Source organism: Tardiphaga sp. vice154, from assembly GCF_007018645.1.
In the GTDB taxonomy this organism is placed as follows: Bacteria; Pseudomonadota; Alphaproteobacteria; order Rhizobiales; family Xanthobacteraceae; genus Tardiphaga.
Genome location: NZ_CP041399.1, coordinates 3496209 through 3521053, shown reverse-complemented (window position 1 = coordinate 3521053; position 24845 = coordinate 3496209). Strand labels below are relative to the sequence as shown.

Below are 24845 nucleotides of genomic sequence, written 5' to 3'. Positions count from 1 at the left end.
ACGGTTCAGACGGGCAGGGTGCAGCCAGGCATCCCGCGCGTCGTTTTGCGTTCCGCGATTCGCGCCTTCGATTTCAGGACTTTGGTCCTGATATTGGGCGCAACGACCGGAGCGTTTGGAAATTCAACCCGGGGGCGACGCCAGTCGCGCTTCGGAAGGTTCGCCCGTTACGGGCGACGCAATGAGAGGCCAAGATGGGTCAGCAGACGTTCACAGGTCGCAAGCGCGTTCGCAAGTTCTTCGGTCACATCAAGGAAGTCGCAGAAATGCCGAACCTCATTGAGGTTCAGAAGGCATCCTACGACCAGTTCCTGATGGTTGACGAACCCGAAGGTGGACGCCTCGACGAGGGTCTGCAGGCGGTATTCCGGTCGGTGTTCCCGATCTCGGACTTCTCCAGCACCTCGATGCTGGAATTCGTTCGCTACGAATTCGAGCCGCCGAAATATGACGTCGACGAGTGCCGCCAGCGCGGCATGACCTATGCTGCGCCGCTGAAGGTGACGCTGCGCCTGATCGTGTTCGATATCGATGAAGAAACCGGCGCCCGCTCCGTCAAGGACATCAAGGAGCAGGACGTCTACATGGGCGATATCCCGCTCATGACCATGAACGGCACCTTCGTCGTCAACGGCACCGAGCGCGTCATCGTCTCGCAGATGCACCGTTCGCCGGGCGTGTTCTTCGACCACGACAAGGGCAAGACCCATTCCTCGGGCAAGCTGCTGTTCGCCGCCCGCGTCATCCCCTATCGCGGCTCCTGGCTCGACATCGAATTCGACGCCAAGGACATCGTGTTCGCCCGCATCGATCGTCGCCGCAAGATTCCGGTGACGTCGCTGATGTTCGCGCTGGGTCTGGACGGCGAAGAAATTCTCTCGACGTTCTACAACAAGATCGAGTTCAAGAAGATCAAAGAAGGCTGGCGCGTGCCGTTCGACGCCGCGCGTTTCCGCGGCTACTCGACCGTCAACGATCTGATCGATGCCGACACCGGCAAGGTCGTGCTCGAAGCCGGCAAGAAGCTCACCGTGCGTGCCGCCCGTCAGCTCGTCGAAAAGGGCCTCAAGGCCCTGTTGATGACCGACCATGATCTGGTCGGCAATTACCTCGCCGAAGATCTCATCAACAACAAGACCGGCGTGATCTACGCCGAAGCCGGTGATGAGATCACGGGCAAGGAAAAGACCAAGGGCGACGATAAGGAAATCGAGCTGTTCATCGGTACGACGCCGATGAAGGAGCTGGTTGAGGCGGGCTACAAGGACCTGCCGCTGCTCGACATCGACCACGTCAACATCGGTGCCTACATCCGCAACACGCTGGCCGCCGACAAGAACATGACGCGGGAAGACGCGCTGTTCGACATCTACCGCGTGATGCGTCCGGGCGAGCCGCCGACCATCGACTCCGCGCAGAACATGTTCCAGTCGCTGTTCTTCGACAGTGAGCGCTACGACCTCTCCGCGGTCGGCCGCGTCAAGATGAACATGCGCCTCGAGCTGGACGCGCCGGACACCCATCGCACGCTGCGCAAGGAAGACATCCTCGCCGTCATCAAGACGCTGGTGGACCTGCGCGACGGTAAGGGCGAAATCGACGATATCGACCATCTCGGCAACCGTCGTGTGCGTTCGGTAGGCGAGCTGATGGAAAATCAGTACCGCGTCGGCCTCCTGCGCATGGAGCGCGCCATCAAGGAGCGCATGTCGTCCGTCGACATCGACACCGTGATGCCGCAGGACCTGATCAACGCGAAGCCGGCGGCTGCCGCCGTTCGCGAATTCTTCGGCTCGTCGCAGCTGTCGCAGTTCATGGATCAGACCAACCCGCTGTCGGAAATCACCCACAAGCGCCGTCTCTCGGCGCTTGGACCGGGCGGTCTGACGCGCGAGCGCGCGGGCTTCGAAGTCCGCGACGTTCATCCGACGCATTACGGCCGCATCTGCCCGATCGAGACGCCGGAAGGCCCTAACATCGGTCTGATCAACTCGCTCGCCACCTTCGCGCGCGTCAACAAGTACGGCTTCGTCGAAACGCCCTACCGCAAGGTCAAGGACGGTCGCGTCACCGACGAGGTCGTGTACCTCTCGGCGATGGAAGAGGGCCGCTACCACGTCGCGCAGGCGAACGTGGCGCTCGACGCCAAGGGCAAGTTCACCGAAGACCTGATCATCTGCCGTCACTCCGGTGACGTGCTGCCGGTCACGGCCGACAAGGTCGACTACATGGACGTGTCGCCGAAGCAGCTTGTTTCGGTTGCCGCGGCGCTGATCCCGTTCCTCGAGAACGACGACGCCAACCGCGCGCTGATGGGCTCGAACATGCAGCGTCAGGCCGTGCCTTTGGTGCGCGCCGAAGCCCCGTTCGTCGGCACCGGCATGGAAGCCGTCGTGGCGCGTGACTCGGGTGCTGCGATCGCGGCGCGCCGTTCGGGCGTCATCGACCAGATCGATGCGACCCGCGTGGTTATCCGCGCGACTGAAGATCTCGACCCCACCAAGTCGGGCGTCGATATCTACCGTCTGATGAAGTACCAGCGCTCCAACCAGTCGACCTGCATCAACCAGCGTCCGCTGGTTCGCGTAGGCGACAAGGTGGCCAAGGGCGATATCATCGCGGACGGTCCGTCGACCGATCTCGGCGAATTGGCTCTCGGCCGCAACGTGCTGGTCGCGTTCATGCCGTGGAATGGCTACAACTTCGAGGATTCCATCCTGCTCTCCGAGCGGATCGTGAAGGACGACGTGTTCACGTCGATCCATCTCGAAGAGTTCGAAGTCATGGCTCGCGATACCAAGCTCGGGCCTGAGGAAATCACCCGCGATATTCCGAACGTGTCGGAAGAAGCGCTGAAGAACCTCGACGAAGCCGGCATCGTCTACATCGGCGCCGAAGTCCGCGCCGGCGACATCCTGGTCGGCAAGATCACCCCGAAGGGCGAAAGCCCGATGACGCCGGAAGAAAAGCTTCTGCGCGCCATCTTCGGTGAAAAGGCGTCCGACGTTCGCGATACCTCGCTCCGCGTGCCGCCCGGCGTGCAGGGCACCATCGTCGAAGTCCGCGTCTTCAACCGGCACGGCGTCGACAAGGACGAACGCGCTTTGGCGATCGAGCGGGAGGAAATCGAACGCCTCGCCAAGGATCGTGACGACGAGCAGGCCATTCTTGACCGTAACGTCTACGGCCGTCTTGCAGACCTGCTCGAAGGCAAGGTCGGCATTGCCGGTCCGAAGGGCTTCAAGAAGGACAGCAAGGTCACCCGTGCCGTGCTCGAAGAGAGCCCGCGTTCGCAGTGGTGGATGTTCGCCACTTCGAACGACAAGCTGATGACCGAAATCGAAGCGATGCGGAAGCAGTACGACGAGTCGAAGAAGGGCCTTGAACAGCGCTTCCTCGACAAGGTCGAGAAGCTGCAGCGTGGCGACGAACTGCCGCCCGGCGTGATGAAGATGGTCAAGGTCTTCGTCGCGGTGAAGCGCAAGATCCAGCCCGGCGACAAGATGGCCGGACGTCACGGCAACAAGGGCGTGGTGTCGAAGATCGTTCCGATCGAAGACATGCCGTTCCTTGAAGACGGGACCCATGCGGACATCGTGCTGAACCCGCTCGGCGTGCCGTCGCGCATGAACGTCGGTCAGATTCTCGAAACGCATCTCGGCTGGGCTTGCGCCGGCATGGGCAAGCGGATCGGGCAGACCATCGACGCCTACTACGCGAAGCAGGATCTGAAGCCGCTCAAGGACACGCTGAAGAAGATCTACGGCGACGACGAAGTCATCAAGTCGCTGGACGATGCCGAACTCCTTGAGTTGGCTCGCAACCTGAAGCCCGGCGTGCCGATTGCAACGCCGGTGTTCGACGGGGCGAAGGAAGCCGACATCGAAGAGATGCTGAAGATGGCAGGCCTGGATGCGTCCGGTCAGTCCACCGTCTATGACGGCCGGACCGGCGACCAGTTCGATCGCAAGGTGACGGTTGGGTACATCTACATGCTCAAGCTGCACCATCTCGTGGACGACAAGATCCACGCGCGTTCGATCGGTCCGTACTCGCTGGTTACCCAGCAGCCGCTGGGCGGCAAGGCACAGTTCGGCGGACAGCGTTTCGGCGAAATGGAAGTGTGGGCGCTCGAGGCTTACGGCGCGGCGTATACGCTCCAGGAAATGCTGACCGTGAAGTCGGACGACGTCGCGGGCCGTACCAAGGTCTACGAAGCCATCGTGCGCGGCGACGACACGTTCGAGGCCGGTATTCCGGAATCGTTCAACGTGCTGGTCAAGGAAATGCGCTCGCTGGGTCTCAACGTCGACCTGCACAACTCGAAGCAGGCGCCGACCCCGTCGGAAGCAGCCGAATAATCTGACAGCGACTGCCCGGCCTTCATGGCCGGGCATCCGCGCTCTGCCCGGACGTGAGCAGAGTGCGTGGCGACCCTGAGAAATTCGAATTTGCTGCTGGTGGCGACCGGCACGCGAGGAGAAGACTATGAACCAAGAAATTATGAATCTCTTCAATCCGACGACGCCGGCTCAGGTCTTCGACCAGATCCGGATTTCGATCGCGTCTCCGGAGAAGATTCTGTCGTGGTCCTACGGCGAGATCAAGAAGCCGGAAACCATCAATTACCGTACCTTCAAGCCCGAGCGCGACGGCCTGTTCTGCGCCCGCATCTTCGGGCCGATCAAGGATTACGAGTGCCTGTGCGGCAAGTACAAGCGCATGAAGTACAAGGGCATCATCTGCGAGAAGTGCTCGGTCGAAGTGACCTTGTCGCGCGTCCGGCGCGAGCGCATGGGCCATATCGAGCTCGCAGCCCCCGTTGCCCACATCTGGTTCCTGAAGTCGCTGCCGTCGCGTATCGGCCAGCTGCTCGACATGACCCTCAAGGATCTCGAGCGGATCCTGTACTTTGAATACTACGTCGTTCTCGAGCCGGGTCTCACCGCGCTCAAGGACCGTCAGCTGCTGTCCGAAGAAGAGTATCTTCGCGCGCAGGACGAATATGGTCAGGACAGCTTCACCGCCATGATCGGCGCCGAGGCGATCCGCGAACTGCTGAAGGGCCTCGAGCTTGAAAAGCTCGACGTCCAGCTGCGCGTGGATATGAAAGAGACCGAATCCGAGATCAAGCACAAGAAGCTCGCCAAGCGCTTGAAGATCGTCGAGGCCTTCCGCTACTCCGGCAACAAGCCGGAATGGATGATCCTGACCGTCGTGCCGGTGATCCCGCCGGACCTGCGTCCGCTGGTGCCGCTCGATGGCGGCCGCTTCGCGACCTCCGATCTCAACGATCTCTATCGCCGCGTCATCAACCGCAACAACCGCTTGAAGCGCCTGATGGAGCTCCGCGCGCCGGACATCATCATCCGCAACGAAAAGCGCATGTTGCAGGAAGCCGTTGACGCATTGTTCGACAACGGCCGTCGCGGACGCGTCATCACGGGTGCCAACAAGCGCCCGCTGAAGTCGCTCGCCGACATGCTGAAGGGCAAGCAGGGCCGCTTCCGGCAGAATTTGCTCGGCAAGCGCGTCGACTATTCCGGCCGTTCGGTCATCGTCGTCGGTCCCGAGCTGCGTCTGCATCAGTGCGGCCTGCCAAAGAAGATGGCGCTCGAACTGTTCAAGCCGTTCATCTACTCGCGGCTCGACGCCAAGGGTCTGTCCACCACGGTGAAGCAGGCGAAGAAGCTCGTTGAAAAAGAGCGTCCCGAAGTCTGGGACATCCTCGACGAGGTCATTCGCGAGCATCCCGTGCTCTTGAACCGCGCGCCGACGCTGCATCGTCTGGGCATCCAGGCGTTCGAGCCGGTGCTGATCGAAGGCAAGGCGATCCAGCTGCATCCGCTGGTCTGCGCGGCCTTCAACGCCGACTTCGACGGCGACCAGATGGCCGTCCACGTTCCGCTGTCGCTGGAAGCGCAGCTGGAAGCGCGCGTCCTGATGATGTCGACCAACAACATCCTGCATCCCGCGAACGGTCAGCCGATCATCGTGCCGTCGCAGGATATCGTGCTCGGCCTGTACTATCTGTCGGTGATGCGTGACGGTCTGCCCGGCCAGGGCAAGCTGTATCATGCGGTGGCGGAGATCGAGCATGCGCTGCATGCGAAGGTCATCCACCTCCACACCAAGATCAAGTATCGCTGGGAAGGTCTCGACGAGAACGGCAAGCCGGTTACCCGCTGGTATGACACCACGGCTGGCCGCACCATGCTCGGCCAGGTCCTGCCGAAGTCGGCGAAGATGCCCTTCGACATCATCAACAAGCTGATGACGAAGAAGGAAATCTCCAGCGTCATCGATCAGGTCTATCGTCACTGCGGTCAGAAAGAGACCGTGATCTTCTGCGATCGCATCATGGCGCTCGGCTTCTACAACGCCTTCAAGGCGGGCATCTCGTTCGGCAAGGACGACATGGTCGTGCCGGCGTCGAAGTGGAAGATCGTCGACGGCACCCGTGCGCTCGCGAAGGACTTCGAGCAGCAGTACAACGACGGCCTGATCACCCATGGTGAGAAGTACAACAAGGTCGTCGATGCCTGGTCGAAGGCCGGTGAAGAAGTCGCCAAGGAGATGATGAAGGAGATTTCCTCCGTCAAGAAGGACGCGCACGGCGTCGAGCAGCAGATCAACTCGATCTACATGATGTCGCATTCCGGTGCCCGCGGTTCGCCGGCCCAGATGCGTCAGCTCGCCGGCATGCGCGGCCTGATGGCCAAGCCGTCGGGTGAGATCATCGAGACGCCGATCATCTCGAACTTCAAGGAGGGCCTGTCGGTTCTCGAATACTTCAACTCGACTCACGGTGCCCGTAAGGGTCTCGCCGATACCGCGTTGAAGACCGCGAACTCCGGTTACCTGACCCGTCGTCTCGTCGACGTGGCGCAGGACTGCATCATCACGCAGTCGGATTGCGGCACCAAGCTCGGCATCAAGATGCGCGCCATCATCGACAGCGGATCGGTGGTTGCATCGCTGGCGTCGCGTATCCTTGGCCGTTCGGCCTGCGAAGACATTCGCGATCCGAACACCAACAAGATCCTGATCAAGCGCAACACCCTGATGGAAGAGCGCGACGTCGATCTGCTGCAGCAGGCCGGCATCCAGGAAGTGAAGATCCGTTCGGCTCTCACTTGCGAACTGGTCAACGGCATCTGCGGCACCTGCTACGGGCGCGATCTCGCCCGCGGCACGCCGGTCAACCACGGTGAGGCCGTCGGCGTCATCGCGGCGCAGTCGATCGGTGAACCCGGTACCCAGCTCACCATGCGTACGTTCCACATCGGTGGCGCCGCGCAGATCAACGAGCAGTCGGTCATCGAATCCAACTTCGACGGCAAGGTCACGATCAAGAACGAAGCCATCGCCAAGAACGGCGAAGGTCACATGGTGGCGATGGTCCGCAACATGGTCATCGCGATCTCGGACGCCGACGGCACCGAGCGCGCCACGCATCGTATTCAGTACGGCGCGCGCGTGCACGTGGCGGAAGGCGACACCATCAAGCGCGGCCAGCGCATCGCGGAATGGGATCCGTACTCCCGTCCGCTGCTGACCGAAGTTGAAGGCGTGATCGGCTTCGAGGATCTGATCGACGGCCAGTCGATCGCCGAGACGCTCGACGAGTCCACCGGTATCGCCAAGCGCGTCGTTACCGACTGGCGTTCGTCGCGTGCCGGCGCGGATCTGCGTCCTGCCATTGTCATCAAGGGCAAGGACGGCAAGATCCTCAAGCTCGCCCGTGGCGGTGAAGCCCGCTACATGCTGTCGCCCGACGCCATTCTGTCGGTCGATACCGGCGCCAAGGTGAAGACCGGCGACATTCTCGCCCGTGTTTCGACCGAAAGCGCGAAGACGCGTGACATCACCGGCGGTCTGCCGCGGGTGGCCGAACTGTTCGAGGCGCGCAAGCCCAAGGACGCGGCGATCATCGCGGAAATCGGCGGCACCATCCGCTTCGGTCGCGACTACAAGAACAAGCGCCGGATCTCGATCGAGCCGATCGACAAGAACGAGGAGACCCGCGAGTACCTCATTCCGAAGGGCAAGCACATCCATCTGCAGGATGGTGACATCGTCGAAAAGGGCGACTTCATCGTCGAAGGCAATCCCGCGCCGCACGACATTCTGGCGATCAAGGGCATCGAGGAACTCGCTGCCTACCTGGTCAACGAAATCCAGGAAGTCTACCGATTGCAGGGCGTGCTCATCAACGACAAGCACATCGAAGTGATTGTTCGTCAGATGCTGCAGAAGGTCGAGATCACCGATCAGGGTGAGACCGACATGATCTCGGGCGAACAGATCGACAAGATCGAATTCGACCAGCTCAATGCGCGCGCCAAGGAAGAGGGCAAGAAGATCGCCACGGGAACGCCGGTACTGCTCGGCATCACCAAGGCGAGCTTGCAGACCCGTTCGTTCTTCTCGGCAGCGTCGTTCCAGGAGACCACGCGCGTGCTCACCGAAGCTGCCGTCAACGGCAAGGTGGATCCGCTCGAAGGCCTCAAGGAGAACGTCATTGTCGGCCGGCTTATCCCGGCAGGCACCGGCGCCTCGATGGCGAAGATCCGCGAAGTCGCAGTCAAGCGCGACAAGATGATCCTCGACGAGCGCGAAAAGCAGGCGACGATCGTTCCGGACGCTCCGGATGCCGAAACCCTGATGCTGCCGCCCGCCGAGTAAGCGAAGCGAACTATCAAACAGTAAAAGGCCCGCGAAAGCGGGCCTTTTTCATTGTGGAGGGCGCAACGCGCGCTGCGCCCGCGTACTTGTGCGCGCCAGTCTAGACGGCGGCGACCGGGGCTTCGCGCCGTTTTGGCGTCTCCGATGTCGCGATCTTCAAGGCCCAGGCCGGGCTGCTCGACGACACCGACCTGATCACGCTGGCCTGCCAGATCATGGTCGATGGCCACGGCGTCGCGTGGTCGTGGCATCAGGCGGTCGAACGCATGGCCGGCCAATTGGCGTCGCTCGACAATCCGTTGCTGGCGACGTGGGCATCGGACCTGCGCGACATCGGGCGTCGCGTGCTGGCCCAGATCGATCCGCCGATGGCCGCGACGATGGCCGCCGGCATGACGCCGCCGCTCGCGGCGGCGCTGGCGACGTGGCTGTTCCGCGGCCGTTTCAGCGTGGAAGAGCGCGAGGCCGGCGGGGCCGCCGCCGTACTCGGCCTGGCATTCGTGACCGAGGGCGTCATTCCGTTTGCGGCGCGGGATCCCTTCCGGGTGATCGCGGCCCTGATGGTCGGATCGGCGCTGACCGGGGCCATTTCGATGGCCGCCGGCGCAGAGCTCAAGGTTCCGCACGGCGGGATCTTTGTGCTGCCGATCCCCGGCGCAGTGACGCATGTCGTGGCCTATGGCGCAGCCATCTTGTGCGGAACGCTGGTAAGCGCCATTCTGGTCGGGCTGCTGAAGCGTCCGGCGGTGCAATCCGCCTGAGGGCGTAACCGGTCAAGCCGGCAACCCGGCGTGGCTGGCGCGGCGTTCCACACGCCTTTGTTCATCTTTCCTTCAGGTGGAAAATGATCATGCTTTGAAATGTTTATTGCAGGATGCGCCAATTCACTGATTGGTCGCATTTCGCTTTAGAGCAAAATCCGATACAGCGAGCGCGGCCGGTATGGTTCGTCTGATCCGGCGCGTGAGAGAAACCGATGCTTGATCTTGCAATTGTAGGTGGTGGTCCCGGCGGCCTGATGAGCGCCTGGTATCTCAAGCGGAAGCTCGGCGATCTGTGCCGCATCACCATCTATGAATCGTCCGACCGCGTCGGCGGCAAGATCCTGACCAAGAAATTCGACTCCGCGCCGGCGATGTACGAGGCCGGTGTTGCCGAGATCTACGATTATTCGATGACCGGGCCGGACCCGCTGCGCGAGTTGATTCAGCATTTCGGCCTGCAGACCATTCCGATGGATGCCGAGCAGGTGCAGCTCGACGGCAAACTGCTCAACGACGTGCCGGGCATGCGCAAGACCTACGGGCCGACCACCGCCAATGCGATCGAGGCGTTTCGCGATCTGTGCAGCACGATGGTGTCGCCGGTCGAATATTACGAGGGCGTCGGCGCCCATGACAACGAGCATCCCTGGGCGTGGATGACCGCCGAGGAACTGCTCGACAAGGTCGTGCCGGATGCGACCGCCAAGCGTTTCTTGAAGGTGATGGCGCGTTCCGATCTGGCGACCGAGGCCCACAACACCAACGGCCTCAACGCGCTCAAGAATTTCGTGATGGATATCGAGGGCTATATCGGCCTGTACTCGATCCAGAACGGCAATGAGCAGCTCATCACCTGTCTGCAGTCGGAGGTCGATGCCGACGTCCAGCTCAACCACCGTGTCCTGAAGGTCGGCAAGACCGAGGCCGGCCGCTACCAGCTCGACATGATGAACGGCAAGGGGCCGGAGACCCGCGAGTTCGACCTGGTGTTGATGTGCGTGCCGCATTCCTGGCTGGCGACGATGCGCTGGGGCGGCGAGCAGCTGCGCAAGTCGATGGTCAAGCACATCTCGTATTTCGACCGGCCCGCGCATTACCTGCGCATCTCGATCCTGTTCGACACGCCGTTCTGGGGCGAGCAGATTCCCGGCTCCTGGTTCATGTCGGAAGCGTTCGGCGGCTGCTGCGTCTACAATGAGGGCTCGCGCCATGATGTCGGCACGCACGGCGTGCTGAACTGGCTGATCGCGGGCTCCGACGCGCTGGCCTTTGCCAACCTCAACGACGAGGAGCTGATCGACGCGGCGCTGAAATCGCTGCCGGTCTCGTTCGGCAATGCGCGCGCGCATTTCATGGAGGGCAAGACCTATCGCTGGCTGTCCTCGGTCAATGCGATCCCCGGCGGCCTGCCGGCGCGCGATGTCATGACCAACCACCGGCCGGAACCGAAGAACCATCCCGGCCTCGTGCTGGTCGGCGACTATCTGTTCGATTCCACGCTCAATGGCCTCTTGGATTCCTCCGACGCGGCCACCGACATCATTCTCACCGAGATGATGCGGCTGCGGCGTGCCCGCGGCGACGGCGGGCCGGTTGCCTCCGACAAGATCGATCGCGACTATTTCGAGAATTACCGCGGCCTCGGCCCCTATAGCGAGGTGTGGAGCCGCTTCACCGATCCCGACTATCTGATGAAGCTGATCCAGATCGTCTGGGACCAGCCGAAGGCCTACCGGCTGCTGGTGGCGGGCTCGGCATCCGGCGAACTGGTCGGCGCGCTGCGCGACCGTGGCATCGACGCCTGGGGCATCGAGAGCAACAAGGTGATCCACGCCCGGACGCCGAAGGCGCTGAAGAAGTACAACCAGCTCGGCTCCGTCACCGACCTGCCGTTCAAGGATGAGCGCTTCGATTTCGTGTTCGAGACCTGTCTGTGCCACGTCGCCGAGAAGCAGGTGCCGAAGGCGGTGCGGGAACTCAACCGCGTGGTCAAGACCGGCGTGGTGTTTGGCTCGGTGACCTCCGACATGGCGCCGGCGCTGATCGACCGCTACGACCTGTTGCGCGGCGTCCGGAAGCTCGGCACCTGGTGGGAATGGTCGGAACTGTTCTTCGGCAACGGCTTCGATCTGTCGATGCACCGCCGTGACTGCACGGCGGAGGTCTGGGAAGCCACGCTGGCTGCCGACCGCGGCCCCGGCCACTGGTACGCCGACGCCGACAGCCTGCGCTATTCGTTCTTCGACAAGATGGATGACGAAGACTGAGCGGGCGAGGCGCTTCCGCCAGGATCTGCATGCGTTGACGCGCTCACCTGTCCCCATGTCGTCCCCGCGAACGCGGGGACCCATACACACCGTCTTCTCGGCTCAGCGCTGCAGGCCGCAGCGTTCCACCTTGATCGGCTGAGGCTATGGGTCCCCGCGTTCGCGGGGACGACATGGGGATGGCGCGAGGACCCCGGCGGCCACATCGCTTGCGGCTCGTCCTTGCCACGGCATGCGCGTCACATCCCCTATACCCCTCCCGTTGCTTTGCCGATTGCATTCTGATCGCATAGGATCATGGGGACTGCGGCACGCGCCGCAGCAATGATTCCTGCGGTCGCACGACCGTGCAGCAACGGTTTGTTTCATGGCGTCCCAGCCACCAAAGCCACCTTCCGACGATTCCTCGCAAGGCGAGCCGGCGTCGCCGCTCGACGACAAATTCGCGCTGCCGGTCGGCGCGGCCGCGACGCCGGTTCCCGGCATCAAGCCGCCATTGGCCAAGGGCCTGGGGGTCGACAAGGCGGCTAAATCCAAGCCGGTCGCCGAAGATGACGACGAGGAAGATGACGACGATGATGATGACGAGGATCTCGTCGTCTTCACCGCACGCGAAGCCGCCGGCGCGCTTGGCACCATTCTGGCGTTCACCCGGCCGTTCCTGACGAATTACCGCAAGATGATGGTTTTTGTCGGCCTCGGCGTTCTGGTCGAGACGCTGTTCAACGTCATCATGCCGCTCAGCCTGAAATATCTGATCGACGATGCGCTCGGCGAAGAGGACTTCGAGGCGCTGGTCATCATCCTGTCGGTGCTGGGGGCGGCCGGCATCATCACCTCGATCGTGGCGATCTGGTATGAGCGCTGGGACGCGCGGCTGGCGGCAACCGTCATTTCCGACGTCCGCGTCCGCCTGTTCGAGCACGTGCAGAACCTGCCGTCGGCCTATTTCGCCCGCACCAAGCGTGGCGAGATCCTGTCGCGCTTCTCGATCGACATGGCGGCTTACGAGACCTCGATCAAGACCTTCGCCAATAGTGCGATGCTGCCGTTTCTCGAACTGATCGCCGGCATTTTGCTGATGCTGTATCTGAACTGGCAGCTCGCGGCGGTGGCCCTGCTGATCTTCCCGATCACCCTGATCGGCCCGCGCATCCTGACGCCCAAGGCCGTGCAGGCCAATTACGACCAGAAGCTCACGGAATCCGCGCTGCTTGGTGCCGTTCAGGAGAACGTCGCGGCGCAGGCGGTGGTCAAGGCGTTCAGCCTGCAGCGCCGCACGCTCGGCTGGTTCCGGCTGCGCAACAACGAGGCCCGCGACCGCGTGTCACGCGCGATCTTTCTCTCCACCATGGTGGAGCGCTCGGTCACCATCTCGGTGCTGCTGCTGCACCTCGTCGTGCTGGCGATCGGCGCCTATCTGGCCACCAAGGGCCAGATCACCGTCGGTACCTTCGTGACCTTCGAGAGCGCGTTCTGGGAGGTGTCCTACAACATCGCCCATGTCATGCACTTCATCCCGGTGTCGATCCAGTCGGCCGCGGCCGTGCGCCACATCAACGAGATGCTCGATGAACCGACCCGCGGCGCCGACCGGGCAGGGGCGCCCAATCTGCCGCGCATCGTCAACGACATCACTTTTGACCACGTCTCCTTCAAATACGAAGGCAGCCAGACGCCGGTGCTCGACAATCTGACCCTTAAGCTCAACGTCGGAAAGACCATCGCGATTGTCGGACCCTCCGGCTCCGGCAAGAGCACGCTGCTCAATCTGATCCTGCGGCTCTACGTGCCCGACGAGGGCCGGGTGAGTATCGATGGCGTCGATATCCGCAAGGTAACGCGGGAGTCGCTGCGCTCCAGCATGGCGGTCGTATTCCAGGAAAACATGCTGTTCAACATGTCGATCCGCGAGAACATCCGGCTGGGCAAGGAAGGCGCCACCGACAAGGAAGTCGAGGACGCGGCTAAGAAGGCCGAGATCCACCGCTACATCATGAGCCTGCCGCAGAAATACGACACCTCGGTCGGTGAGCGCGGTGACACATTGTCCGGCGGCCAGCGCCAGCGGATCGCCATCGCCCGGGCCATCGTCCGCAATCCCTCCGTATTGCTGCTCGACGAGGCGACCTCGGCGCTCGACCAGACCACGGAGGCCGCGATCAACAAGACGCTGCTCAAGCTCGCGCGTGGCCGCACCATGATCTTCTCGACCCACCGCCTGACCTCGGTGGTGGAGATGGACGAGATCATCGTGATCTCCGGCGGCCAGGCGATCGAGCGCGGCTCGCATGTCGAATTGCTGGCGCTGAACGGGACCTACCGCAAGCTGTGGGACGATCAGGGCCTGGCACCGCATGGCGCCGCCGCTGCGGACGATGACGATGACGACGAGGATGACGACGACTGAGTCGCAATTTCCTCGCAATCAGGTGTGAAAAGGCCCCAATGTGCGGAACCGGGCACGGGGTGGAGCGTTCATCCGCCATTCCGCCCCCGGTGCATCGGCGCCACTGAGCAATTGGCCCGATGATCTTTGTCTGGCTCGTTCGAAGAGCCCCTAGACATGAGTTCAGATCAGCCCGCGACACCCAACGTCCTGATCGTCGAGGACGAGATGGTGCTGCGCATGCGCGCGGTCGATATCGTCGAGGACGCCGGTTTCAACCCCGTCGAGGCCGTCAACGCGGACGAGGCCATGAGCATCCTGGAATCCCGCTCCGACATTTCGCTGTTGTTCACCGACATCCAGATGCCCGGCTCGATGGACGGGCTGAAGCTGGCGCATGCGGTGCATGACCGCTGGCCGGGGATAAAGATCATCCTGGTTTCCGGCCGGATCAATCCGACCGACGCCGAAAAGCCAGAGGACAGCCGCTTTTTTGGCAAGCCGATCGGCGTCACGCAGATGATCGCCCAGTTGCAGGAGATGATCGGGGGCGGCGTGCTGGCGATCGTGCCCACCGCTGCCGAGGTCGCGCCCGTCGTGGTCGTGCCGGAGCACCAGCCGACCGCCCAGGAATTCCTCACCGCTGAGAACGACAGCCTACGTTTGCTGCTAGAGCAGGCCTCGTTCGACGCCAAGGTTCTGCTGGCCCAGTCCGGCATCGATGCCAAGGAGCGCGAGGCCGCCGACAAGCTGCAGAAGCTGATCCTGGAAGAGCTGCATCACCGCATCAAGAACACGCTGGCGACGGTGAGCGCGATCGCCTCCCAGAGCCTGCGCACCGCGCCCAGCCTCGCGCACGGCCAGCAGGCGATCGAAGGCCGGCTGCTGGCGCTCGGCCGCGCCCATGACCTGCTGCTGCAGGTGTCCTGGGCCAATGCCGGCCTCGACCACATCATCCGCGGTGCCACCGAGGCCTATGACAGCCAGAGCGAGGGACGGTTCACCATTACCGGCCCGGACATCAAGATGTCGTCCGGCGCTGTGATCGCGCTGGCGATGACCCTGAACGAGTTGTGCACCAACACCACCAAGTTCGGCGCATTGTCGGTTCCGACCGGCCGGGTCGCGATCGATTGGACCATCGACACGGCGACCGAGCGGCTGAAGCTGGTCTGGCGCGAAACCGGCGGCCCGCTGGTGCAGGCGCCGACCCGGCGCAGCTTCGGCACCAAGATGATGGGCTCACTCGGCCAGCAGCTCTCCGGCCAGGTCAAGCTCAGCTATGAGCCGTCGGGGTTCGTCTATGAGCTCGACGTGCCGCTGAGTTCCCTCGTTCCCAAGGTGTAGTCCGTAGCCCGGATAAGCGCAGCCTGCCCGCATGGCGGGGCGGAACCATTCGTGGCCGGCCCCTCATTGAGCCTCTGCTCCGGACAGCAGCCGCGCGCCGCTGCGCGCCATGCCGCCTTACCCGGCCAACGGCTCCGCGCATACGATTCCCTATCGATTCCCCAAAACGCATCCGGTTCTACCGATTCTGGCCGATCCTGTTCCGATCGCGCTCAAACTGGCTCGAAAACGTCGTCCGGCGTTCATCAATCGGTAATGTTTTTGCGGTGCGGATTTTGCGGTGGATGTCACGCAAACCCCATGAATCCGGCATGTTTTTGCAGCATCCGACATGCTAGAAGCCCTGCTGTCAGAAGCGTTTCTCGGCTCGCGCTTTAGTGTTGACTTGGGTAACCCCCGGGGATAAAACCCGCGCACTCACCGACAGGCGGTGAGCTTCGTAAGTGTCGGAACGGACCACCCTCTAGCGTCCTCCAAGATCAGTCTTGAGGGACCCAGCCTTTCGGGGCAGGAGCGGGCACCAACCTCGATCCAAGAAGCTCAAACGCTGTCGCTTAAAGCTAGGCAATGTCAAAACGTCCGTCTTTTGAGCAAGTTCTCAACAGACAGATCAGATTGCATGACCTCGGTACAGACTATCAGGCGCAAGCCCGTTAGTCACGATCGCGGTCCTCTGTGGCGTGAAACGCTTTCTGCTCAGGTATGAGCGGTTGGCGTGATTTCGTTTTGCGTGAATCTTTCTTTGATCTGTGAGTGGATCGATGGGGCAGGTGGCCCCAAACAATTTGCGAAGCCGTTATGGCTTCGCCTGAACAAGGGTGAAGGCGAAGATGCCGACGATCAACCAGCTGATCGCAAGTCCGCGTGTCGTTCAGAAGTCGCGCAAGAAGGTGCCGGCGCTGCAGCAGTCGCCGCAGAAGCGTGGCGTTTGTACGCGCGTCTACACCACGACCCCGAAGAAGCCGAACTCGGCGCTTCGTAAGGTCGCCAAGGTGCGTCTGACCAATGGCTTCGAAGTCATCGGGTACATTCCGGGCGAAGGTCATAACCTTCAGGAGCACTCTGTGGTGATGATCCGCGGCGGTCGCGTCAAGGATTTGCCCGGCGTGCGATACCACATTCTCCGCGGCGTGCTGGATACCCAGGGCGTCAAGAACCGTAAGCAGCGCCGTTCGAAGTACGGCGCGAAGCGTCCGAAGTAACGGGGATTATCGATGTCTCGTCGCCATTCTGCTGAAAAGCGTGAAGTCAACCCGGATCCGAAGTTCGGGAACATCATCATCACCAAGTTCATGAATTCGATCATGTACGACGGCAAGAAGTCTGCCGCTGAAAGCATCGTCTACGGTGCCTTGGAGATGATCGAAGGCAAGACCAAGCAGGGCCCGCTGCCAGTTTTCGAGCAGGCCCTGGAAAACGTGATGCCGACGATCGAAGTTCGTTCGCGTCGCGTCGGTGGCGCCACCTACCAGGTGCCGGTCGAAGTCCGCAGCGTGCGCCGTCAGGCGCTCGGCATTCGCTGGCTGATCACCGCCGCCCGTGCCCGCAACGAGAAGACCATGACCGAGCGTCTCTCGGCCGAGTTGCTCGATGCGTCGAACGGTCGTGGTAACGCCGTGAAGAAGCGGGAAGACGTGCACAAGATGGCGGAAGCCAACCGCGCGTTCTCGCACTATCGCTGGTAACGGCGAAACAACGGATTTAAGGACGAGCCCATGCCCCGCGTACATGCCATCGAGGATTACCGAAATTTCGGTATCATGGCGCATATCGATGCCGGTAAGACCACGACCACCGAGCGTATCCTGTACTACACCGGCAAGAGCCACAAAATCGGCGAAGTGCACGAAGGTGCAGCGACGATGGACTGGATGGAGCAGGAGCAGGAGCGGGGCATCACGATCACGTCCGCAGCCACCACTGCGTTCTGGAACGGCAAGCGTCTGAACATCATCGACACTCCCGGCCACGTCGACTTCACGATCGAAGTCGAGCGTTCGCTGCGCGTGCTCGACGGCGCCGTCGTCGTGCTCGACGGCAACCAGGGCGTCGAGCCGCAGACCGAGACCGTCTGGCGTCAGGGCGACAAGTATCGCGTTCCGCGCATCGTTTTCGCGAACAAGATGGATAAGACCGGCGCTGACTTCTACAAGTGCCTGCAGGACATCATCGACCGTCTCGGCGCCAAGCCGATTGCGATCCAGCTGCCGATCGGCGAGGAGAGCAACTTCAAGGGTCTGATCGATCTGGTCCGCATGAAGGGCGTCATCTGGGAAGACGAAGCCCTCGGTGCGAACTTCAAGGACATCGAGATCCCGGCCGACATGGTCGAGAAGGCCAAGGAATATCGCGAGAAGATGGTGGAAGCCGCCGTCGAGCTCGACGACGATGCTCTGGCCGCTTTCCTCGATGGCGTTGAGCCCGATGAAGCCACCCTCAAGCGCCTGATCCGCAAGGCCGTGCTGACCAGCGCGTTCTATCCGGTTCTGTGCGGTTCGGCCTTCAAGAACAAGGGCGTGCAGCCCTTGCTCGACGCGGTCGTCGATTATCTGCCGTCGCCGGTCGACGTTCCCTCCATCGTCGGCGTTGACGACGAGGGCGGCGAAGTCATCCGTTTGCCGAACGACAGCGAGCCGCTCGCGCTGCTCGCGTTCAAGATCATGGACGATCCGTTCGTCGGCACCATCACGTTCTGCCGCATCTATTCCGGCACGCTGATTTCCGGCACCGGCGTCGTCAACTCGACGCGCGAGCGCAAGGAGCGCATTGGCCGCATGCTGTTGATGCATGCGAACAACCGCGAAGACATCAAGGAAGCCTATGCCGGCGACATCGTCGCTTTGGCCGGCCTGAAGGAAACCCGCACCGGTGACACCCTGTGCGATGCCCAGAAGCAGGTCATCCTCGAGAAGATGGAATTCCCTGAGCCCGTCATCGAGCTCGCGATCGAGCCGAAGACTAAGGCCGACCAGGAGAAGCTCGGCGTCGCTCTGGCGAAGCTGGCGGCGGAAGATCCGTCGTTCCGCGTCTCCACCGACCTTGAGTCCGGCCAGACCATCCTCAAGGGCATGGGCGAACTGCATCTCGACATCAAGGTCGACATCCTTCGTCGTACCTACAAGGTCGATGCCAACATCGGCGCGCCGCAGGTGGCGTTCCGCGAGAAGATCACCAAGCGGGCCGAAGTCGATTACACCCACAAGAAGCAGACCGGTGGTACCGGCCAGTTCGCGCGGGTCAAGTTCGTCGTCGAGCCGGGCGAGCCGGGCTCGGGTTTCATCTTCGAATCCAAGGTCGTCGGTGGTTCGGTTCCGAAGGAATACATCCCCGGCGTCGAAAAGGGCCTCAACTCTGTGCTGGGTTCGGGCGTCGTCGCCGGCTTCCCGGTCGTGGACGTCAAGGTTTCGCTGGTTGACGGCGCCTACCATGACGTCGACTCGTCGGCCCTGGCCTTCGAAATCGCTTCCCGCGCCGCTTTCCGCGACGCGCTGCAGAAGGGCAAGTCTGTCCTGCTCGAGCCGATCATGAAGGTCGAATGCGTGACCCCGGAAGACTACACCGGTTCGGTCATCGGCGATCTGAATTCGCGGCGCGGCCAGATCCAGGGTCAAGATATGCGCGGCAATGCCAACGTGATCAATGCGATGGTGCCGCTCATGAACATGTTCGGTTACGTGAATACGCTGCGCTCGATGAGCCAGGGGCGCGCGACCTTCACAATGCAGTTCGACCACTACGCCGAAGCTCCGGCGAACGTGTCGGCTGAAGTCCAGAAAAAGTTTGCCTGATTGTCGTTAGCGACAGTTAACGACTGAACGGAGAGAATCATGGGTAAAGCTAAATTCGAACGCAACAAGCCGCATTGCAACATCGGCACCATCGGTCACGTCGATCACGGCAAGACCTCGCTGACCGCGGCGATCACCAAGGTGCTCGCTGAGTCCGGTGGCGCGACGTTCACCGCCTACGACCAGATCGACAAGGCGCCGGAGGAAAAGGCCCGCGGCATCACGATCTCGACCGCCCACGTCGAGTACGAGACCGCCAACCGCCACTATGCGCACGTCGATTGCCCCGGCCATGCCGACTATGTGAAGAACATGATCACCGGTGCGGCTCAGATGGACGGCGGCATTCTCGTCGTCTCCGCCGCCGACGGCCCGATGCCGCAGACCCGCGAGCACATCCTGCTGGCCCGCCAGGTCGGCGTGCCCGCGCTGGTCGTGTTCCTCAACAAGTGCGACATGGTCGACGATCCGGAACTGCTCGAACTGGTGGAAATGGAAGTTCGCGAACTTCTCTCCAAGTACGACTTCCCGGGCGACGACATTCCGATCATTAAGGGTTCGGCGCTCGCCGCTCTCGAGAACTCGGACCAGAAGCTCGGTCATGACGCAATCCTCGAGCTGATGAAGGCGGTTGACGCCTACATCCCGCAGCCGGAACGCCCGATCGACCAGCCGTTCCTGATGCCGGTCGAAGACGTGTTCTCGATCTCGGGCCGTGGCACCGTCGTCACCGGCCGCGTCGAGCGCGGCATCGTCAAGGTCGGCGAGGAAATCGAAATCGTCGGTATCCGCGACACCCAGAAGACGATCTGCACCGGCGTGGAAATGTTCCGCAAGCTGCTCGACCAGGGTCAGGCCGGCGACAATATCGGCGCGCTGCTGCGCGGCACCAAGCGTGAGGAAGTCGAGCGCGGCCAGGTGCTGTGCAAGCCGGGTTCGGTGAAGCCGCACACCAAGTTCAAGGCCGAGGCCTACATCCTGACCAAGGAAGAGGGCGGTCGCCACACCCCGTTCTTCACCAACTACCGTCCGCAGTTCTACTTCCGCACCACCGACGTGACCGGTGTGGTCCATCTGCCGGAAGGTACCGAAATGGTGATGCCGGGCGACAACATCGCGATGGAAGTGCACCTGATCGTGCCGATCGCGATGGAAGAGAAGCTGCGCTTCGCCATCCGTGAAGGCGGTCGCACCGTCGGTGCAGGCGTCGTCGCAAGCATCATCGAGTAATAGGCCGGGGCAGCGAATAGCGGATGTCCGCTATTCCCGACCTGACGCGAAGTTAAGTCGACAAAGAAAGACAACGGCATGAACGGCCAGAATATCCGCATTCGGCTCAAGGCGTTTGATCATCGGATTCTCGATGCTTCGACCCGCGAGATCGTCAGCACGGCGAAGCGCACCGGTGCACAGGTTCGCGGGCCCATCCCGCTGCCGACCCGCATCGAGAAGTTCACCGTCAACCGTTCGCCGCACGTCGACAAGAAGAGCCGCGAGCAGTTCGAGATGCGCACCCACAAGCGCCTCCTGGACATCGTCGATCCGACCCCGCAGACCGTCGATGCTTTGATGAAGCTCGATCTGGCCGCCGGTGTCGATGTCGAGATCAAGCTCTGATCCAGCCCGCTTAAAGCGGATTGAGTCACAGACGAATTTTTTTAGGTCCAGTCCCGTCAAACGGACAGAAAGAACAGGAAGCACGCCGATGCGCTCCGGAGTGATCGCACAAAAGGTCGGAATGACACGGGTCTTTACGGAGACCGGTGAGCACATTCCAGTGACCGTGCTAAAGCTGGGCAATTGCCAGGTGTTAGGTCACCTCACCAGCGAGAAGAATGGTTACGTTGCGTTGCAGCTCGGTTCGGGCACGCGCAAAACCGTTTATTTGCCGAAGGCTGAACGCGGACAGTTCGCGGTCGCCAAGGTTGAACCCAAGCGTAAGGTCGCGGAATTCCGCGTGTCGGAAGACGCGCTGATCCCGGTCGGCGCCGAGATCCAGGCGGACCACTTCGTGGTCGGTCAGTTTGTCGATGTCACCGGTACCTCGGTCGGTAAGGGTTTTGCCGGCGGTATGAAGCGCTGGAATTTCCGCGGTCTGCGCGCCACCCACGGCGTCTCGGTATCGCATCGTTCGATCGGTTCGACCGGCGGACGTCAGGATCCCGGCAAGACCTTCAAGAACAAGAAGATGCCCGGTCACATGGGTGTCGACAAGATCACCACGCTGAACCTGCGTGTTGTGCAGCTCGATGTCGAGCGCGGCCTGATCCTCGTCGAAGGCGCCGTTCCCGGCTCCAAGGGCGGCTGGATCGCGGTTCGCGACGCCGTCAAGAAGGCTCTTCCGAAGGAAGCGCCGAAGCCTGGCAAGTTCCGCCTGGTTGGCGCCGAGCAGGAAGCCCCTGCCGAGGCACCTGTCGCCGAGAAGGAGGGCGTGTGAGATGAAATTGAACGTCACCACGCTTGAGGGCAAGGACTCAGGTTCGATCGAGCTGTCGGATGCCATCTTCGGTCTCGACCCGCGCGTCGACATCATCCAGCGTTGCGTCAACTGGCAGCTCGCCAAGCGCCAGGCTGGCACGCACAAGACCAAGGGTCGCGCCGAGATCTGGCGCACCGGCAAGAAGATGTACAAGCAGAAGGGCACCGGCGGTGCGCGTCACGGTTCGGCCCGTGTCCCGCAGTTCCGCGGCGGTGGTCGCGCCTTCGGTCCGGTCGTGCGCTCTCATGCGTTCGATCTGCCCAAGAAGGTTCGCGCGCTGGCTCTGAAGCACGCTCTGTCTTCGAAGGCCAAGGACGGCGGCTTGATCGTGATCGAGAACGCCACCCTGGAAGAAGCCAAGACCAAGGCCCTGATCGGTCATTTCTCGGGCCTCGGCCTGACCAATGCGCTGATCGTCGATGGCGCCGAAGTCCACACCGGTTTCGCCATGGCGGCCCGCAACATTCCGAACATCGACGTGCTGCCGATCCAGGGCATCAACGTCTATGACATTCTGCGCCGTCACAAGCTGGTTCTGACCCGTGCGGCACTCGATGCGTTGGAGGCGCGCTTCAAATGAAGAACATTGACCCGCGCCATTACGACATCATCGTCGCCCCCGTGGTGACCGAGAAGGCGACCGTTGCGTCCGAATTCAACAAGGTTGTGTTCAAGGTCGCGATCAAGGCCACCAAGCCGCAGATCAAGGAAGCCATCGAGAAGCTGTTCGATGTCAAAGTGAAGAGCGTGAACACGCTGGTCCGCAAGGGCAAGCAGAAGGTGTTTCGTGGCAACTTCGGTTCGCAGTCGGACGTCAAGCGTGCGATCGTGACCCTCGAAGAGGGCCACCGCATCGACGTCACGACCGGGCTATAAGGCGGATATCCGATGGCACTTAAAAAATTCAACCCGACGACCCCTGGCCAGCGCCAGCTCGTCATCGTCGATCGCTCGGGCCTCTACAAGGGCAAGCCGGTCAAGACGCTTACCGAAGGCAAGCACTCCTCCGGCGGTCGTAACAACACCGGTCGCACGGTCGTTCGTTTTCGCGGCGGCGGTCACAAGCAGACCTACCGTATCGTCGATTTCAAGCGTACCAAGGTCGATATGCCTGCAAAGGTCGAGCGACTCGAGTACGATCCGAATCGCACCGCCTTCATCGCGCTGCTGAAGTACGAAGATGGGACGCTGTCCTACATCCTCGCGCCCCAGCGTCTCGCCGTCGGTGACACCGTGATTGCCGGAAACTACGTCGACGTGAAGCCGGGCAATGTCATGCCGCTCGGAAACATGCCGATCGGCACCATCATCCACAACGTCGAGCTGAAGATCGGGAAGGGCGGCCAGATCGCCCGTTCCGCCGGCACTTACGCCCAGCTCGTCGGCCGCGACCATGACTATGTGATCGTTCGCCTGAATTCCGGTGAGCAGCGCCTGGTTCACGGCCGTTGCACCGGGACAATCGGCGCCGTGTCGAACCCCGACCACATGAATACCTCGATGGGCAAGGCCGGCCGTATGCGCTGGTTTGGTCGTCGCCCGCATAACCGCGGCGTGTCGATGAACCCGGTCGACCATCCGCACGGTGGTGGTGAAGGCAAGACCTCGGGCGGCCGTCATCCGGTTACCCCGTGGGGCAAGCCGACCAAGGGCAAGAAGACGCGCTCGAACAAGTCGACTACGAAGTTCATTCTCATCAGCCGCCACAAGCGGAAGAAGTAAGGATCGCCGGACATGGTTCGTTCAGTCTGGAAAGGCCCGTTCGTCGAGAGCTCGCTGCTCAAGAAGGCAGAAGTTGCTCGCGCGTCAGGGCGTCACGACATCATCAAGATCTGGAGCCGTCGCTCCACGGTCCTGCCGCAGTTTGTCGGTCTTACCTTTGGCGTTTATAACGGCCAAAAGCATGTACCTGTTGCCATCAATGAAGAAATGGTCGGTCACAAGTTCGGCGAGTTCTCGCCAACCCGTACCTTCCACGGTCATTCGGGCGACAAGAAAGCCAAGAAGGGCTGAGGACTAAGTTATGAGCAAGCCAAAGCGCGAACGGAGCCTCCCGGATAACGAGGCCAAGGCGATCGCCCGCATGTTGCGCGTGAGCCCGCAGAAGCTGAACCTGGTGGCGCAGATGATCCGCGGCCGGAAGGCTTCCGCCGCGCTCGCCGACCTGCAGTTTTCGCGCAAGCGCATCGCCGTCGACGTCAAGAAGTGCCTTGAGTCGGCGATCGCAAATGCCGAGAACAACCACGACCTCGATGTCGACGCGCTCGTCGTCTCCGAGGCCCATGTGGGCAAGGGCATTGTCATGAAGCGTTTTTCCCCGCGCGGCCGCGGCCGTTCGGGACGCATCTTCAAACCATTCGCGCAGCTGACGATCGTTGTTCGTCAGGTTGAAGCGGCGACAGCTTAAGGGCGCGGGAGAGTACGATGGGTCAGAAGATCAATCCAATCGGTCTGCGTCTTGGCATCAACCGTACGTGGGATTCACGTTGGTACGCCGGCAAGAACGAATACGGCAAGCTGCTGCACGAGGATGTCAAAATCCGCGAAGTGCTGCACAAGGAACTGAAGCAGGCGGCTGTCGCCAAGATCATCATCGAGCGTCCGCACAAGAAGTGCCGCGTCACGATCCACTCGGCACGTCCGGGCGTCGTGATCGGCAAGAAGGGCGCTGACATCGACAAGCTTCGCAAGAAGGTGTCGGACATCACCGCTTCGGACGTCACGATCAACATCGTCGAAATCCGCAAGCCGGAACTCGATGCGACCCTGGTCGCCGAGTCGATCGCGCAGCAGCTTGAGCGCCGCGTGGCGTTCCGCCGCGCGATGAAGCGGGCGGTGCAGTCGGCGATGCGCCTCGGTGCCGAAGGCATCCGCATCAATTGCTCGGGTCGCCTTGGCGGCGCGGAAATCGCGCGTATGGAATGGTATCGCGAAGGTCGCGTGCCGTTGCACACGCTGCGCGCGGACATCGACTACGGCGTCGCCACCGCGTTCACGACGTTCGGCACCTGCGGCGTCAAGGTCTGGATCTTCAAGGGCGAAATCCTTGAGCACGATCCGATGGCCCAGGACAAGCGCATGGCCGAGGGTGACAATTCCCGCCCGCGTCGCGACGCTGCTTAA

General features: G+C 61.9%; 17 protein-coding genes and 1 pseudogene. All 18 read left to right on the top strand.

Annotated features, from left to right (window positions below):
* Positions 1-194 precede the first annotated feature (194 nt).
* The 18 genes and pseudogenes from rpoB to rpsC all read left to right on the top strand — a co-directional run bounded on the left by rpoB (position 195) and on the right by rpsC (position 24845).
* A complete protein-coding gene (gene rpoB / locus FIU28_RS16450) occupies positions 195-4361 on the top strand; it encodes a DNA-directed RNA polymerase subunit beta (RefSeq protein WP_143574295.1) in 4167 nt (1388 codons plus the stop codon).
* A 127-nt stretch (positions 4362-4488) separates the two neighbouring features.
* A complete protein-coding gene (rpoC, locus tag FIU28_RS16445; protein WP_143574294.1) occupies positions 4489-8688 on the top strand; it encodes a DNA-directed RNA polymerase subunit beta' in 4200 nt (1399 codons plus the stop codon).
* Between the two features lie 110 nt (positions 8689-8798).
* Positions 8799-9449 (top strand): annotated as a pseudogene (locus FIU28_RS16440) (fructose-specific PTS transporter subunit EIIC); the annotation flags it as partial.
* 215 nt (positions 9450-9664) lie between these two features.
* Positions 9665-11719 (top strand): FAD-dependent oxidoreductase, encoded by a 2055-nt coding sequence (locus tag FIU28_RS16435; protein WP_143574292.1) that lies wholly within the window; start codon positions 9665-9667, stop codon positions 11717-11719.
* A gap of 367 nt (positions 11720-12086) precedes the next feature.
* Positions 12087-14129, top strand: coding sequence for an ABC transporter ATP-binding protein (locus FIU28_RS16430; RefSeq protein ID WP_143574291.1), 2043 nt, complete (start codon positions 12087-12089; stop codon positions 14127-14129).
* A 156-nt stretch (positions 14130-14285) separates the two neighbouring features.
* On the top strand, positions 14286-15455 hold the full coding sequence (locus FIU28_RS16425) for an HWE histidine kinase domain-containing protein (RefSeq protein WP_143574290.1): 1170 nt from the start codon (positions 14286-14288) through the stop codon (positions 15453-15455).
* Between the two features lie 830 nt (positions 15456-16285).
* Positions 16286-16657: a 30S ribosomal protein S12 gene (rpsL, locus tag FIU28_RS16420; RefSeq protein WP_011473880.1), complete on the top strand. Its 372-nt coding sequence runs from the start codon at positions 16286-16288 to the stop codon at positions 16655-16657.
* Positions 16658-16669: 12 nt separating this feature from the next.
* Complete coding sequence (gene rpsG, locus FIU28_RS16415) at positions 16670-17140, top strand: 30S ribosomal protein S7 (RefSeq protein ID WP_143574289.1); 471 nt, start codon at positions 16670-16672, stop codon at positions 17138-17140.
* A 30-nt stretch (positions 17141-17170) separates the two neighbouring features.
* Complete coding sequence (gene fusA, locus FIU28_RS16410; RefSeq protein ID WP_143574288.1) at positions 17171-19243, top strand: elongation factor G; 2073 nt, start codon at positions 17171-17173, stop codon at positions 19241-19243.
* A gap of 39 nt (positions 19244-19282) precedes the next feature.
* Positions 19283-20473, top strand: coding sequence for an elongation factor Tu (gene tuf / locus FIU28_RS16405; protein ID WP_143574287.1), 1191 nt, complete (start codon positions 19283-19285; stop codon positions 20471-20473).
* A gap of 78 nt (positions 20474-20551) precedes the next feature.
* Positions 20552-20860 (top strand): 30S ribosomal protein S10, encoded by a 309-nt coding sequence (rpsJ, locus tag FIU28_RS16400; protein ID WP_013166261.1) that lies wholly within the window; start codon positions 20552-20554, stop codon positions 20858-20860.
* Positions 20861-20948: 88 nt separating this feature from the next.
* Positions 20949-21680: a 50S ribosomal protein L3 gene (gene rplC, locus FIU28_RS16395; protein WP_143574286.1), complete on the top strand. Its 732-nt coding sequence runs from the start codon at positions 20949-20951 to the stop codon at positions 21678-21680.
* A gap of 1 nt (position 21681) precedes the next feature.
* The gene (rplD, locus tag FIU28_RS16390) at positions 21682-22302 is read left to right on the top strand and encodes a 50S ribosomal protein L4 (protein WP_143574285.1); all 621 of its coding nucleotides are present in this window, start codon (positions 21682-21684) and stop codon (positions 22300-22302) included.
* Positions 22299-22598 carry a 50S ribosomal protein L23 gene (locus tag FIU28_RS16385; RefSeq protein WP_143574284.1) on the top strand — a complete coding sequence of 100 codons (300 nt, stop codon included), beginning with the start codon at positions 22299-22301 and terminating at the stop codon, positions 22596-22598. Before rplD ends, FIU28_RS16385 begins: the two co-directional genes overlap by 4 nt.
* A gap of 12 nt (positions 22599-22610) precedes the next feature.
* Positions 22611-23444 carry a 50S ribosomal protein L2 gene (gene rplB / locus FIU28_RS16380; protein ID WP_143574283.1) on the top strand — a complete coding sequence of 278 codons (834 nt, stop codon included), beginning with the start codon at positions 22611-22613 and terminating at the stop codon, positions 23442-23444.
* Between the two features lie 12 nt (positions 23445-23456).
* Positions 23457-23735, top strand: a complete 279-nt coding sequence (rpsS, locus tag FIU28_RS16375) for a 30S ribosomal protein S19 (protein ID WP_143574282.1) — start codon at positions 23457-23459, stop codon at positions 23733-23735.
* Positions 23736-23745: 10 nt separating this feature from the next.
* Positions 23746-24129, top strand: coding sequence for a 50S ribosomal protein L22 (gene rplV, locus FIU28_RS16370; protein ID WP_143574281.1), 384 nt, complete (start codon positions 23746-23748; stop codon positions 24127-24129).
* A 17-nt stretch (positions 24130-24146) separates the two neighbouring features.
* Positions 24147-24845, top strand: a complete 699-nt coding sequence (gene rpsC / locus FIU28_RS16365; RefSeq protein WP_143574280.1) for a 30S ribosomal protein S3 — start codon at positions 24147-24149, stop codon at positions 24843-24845.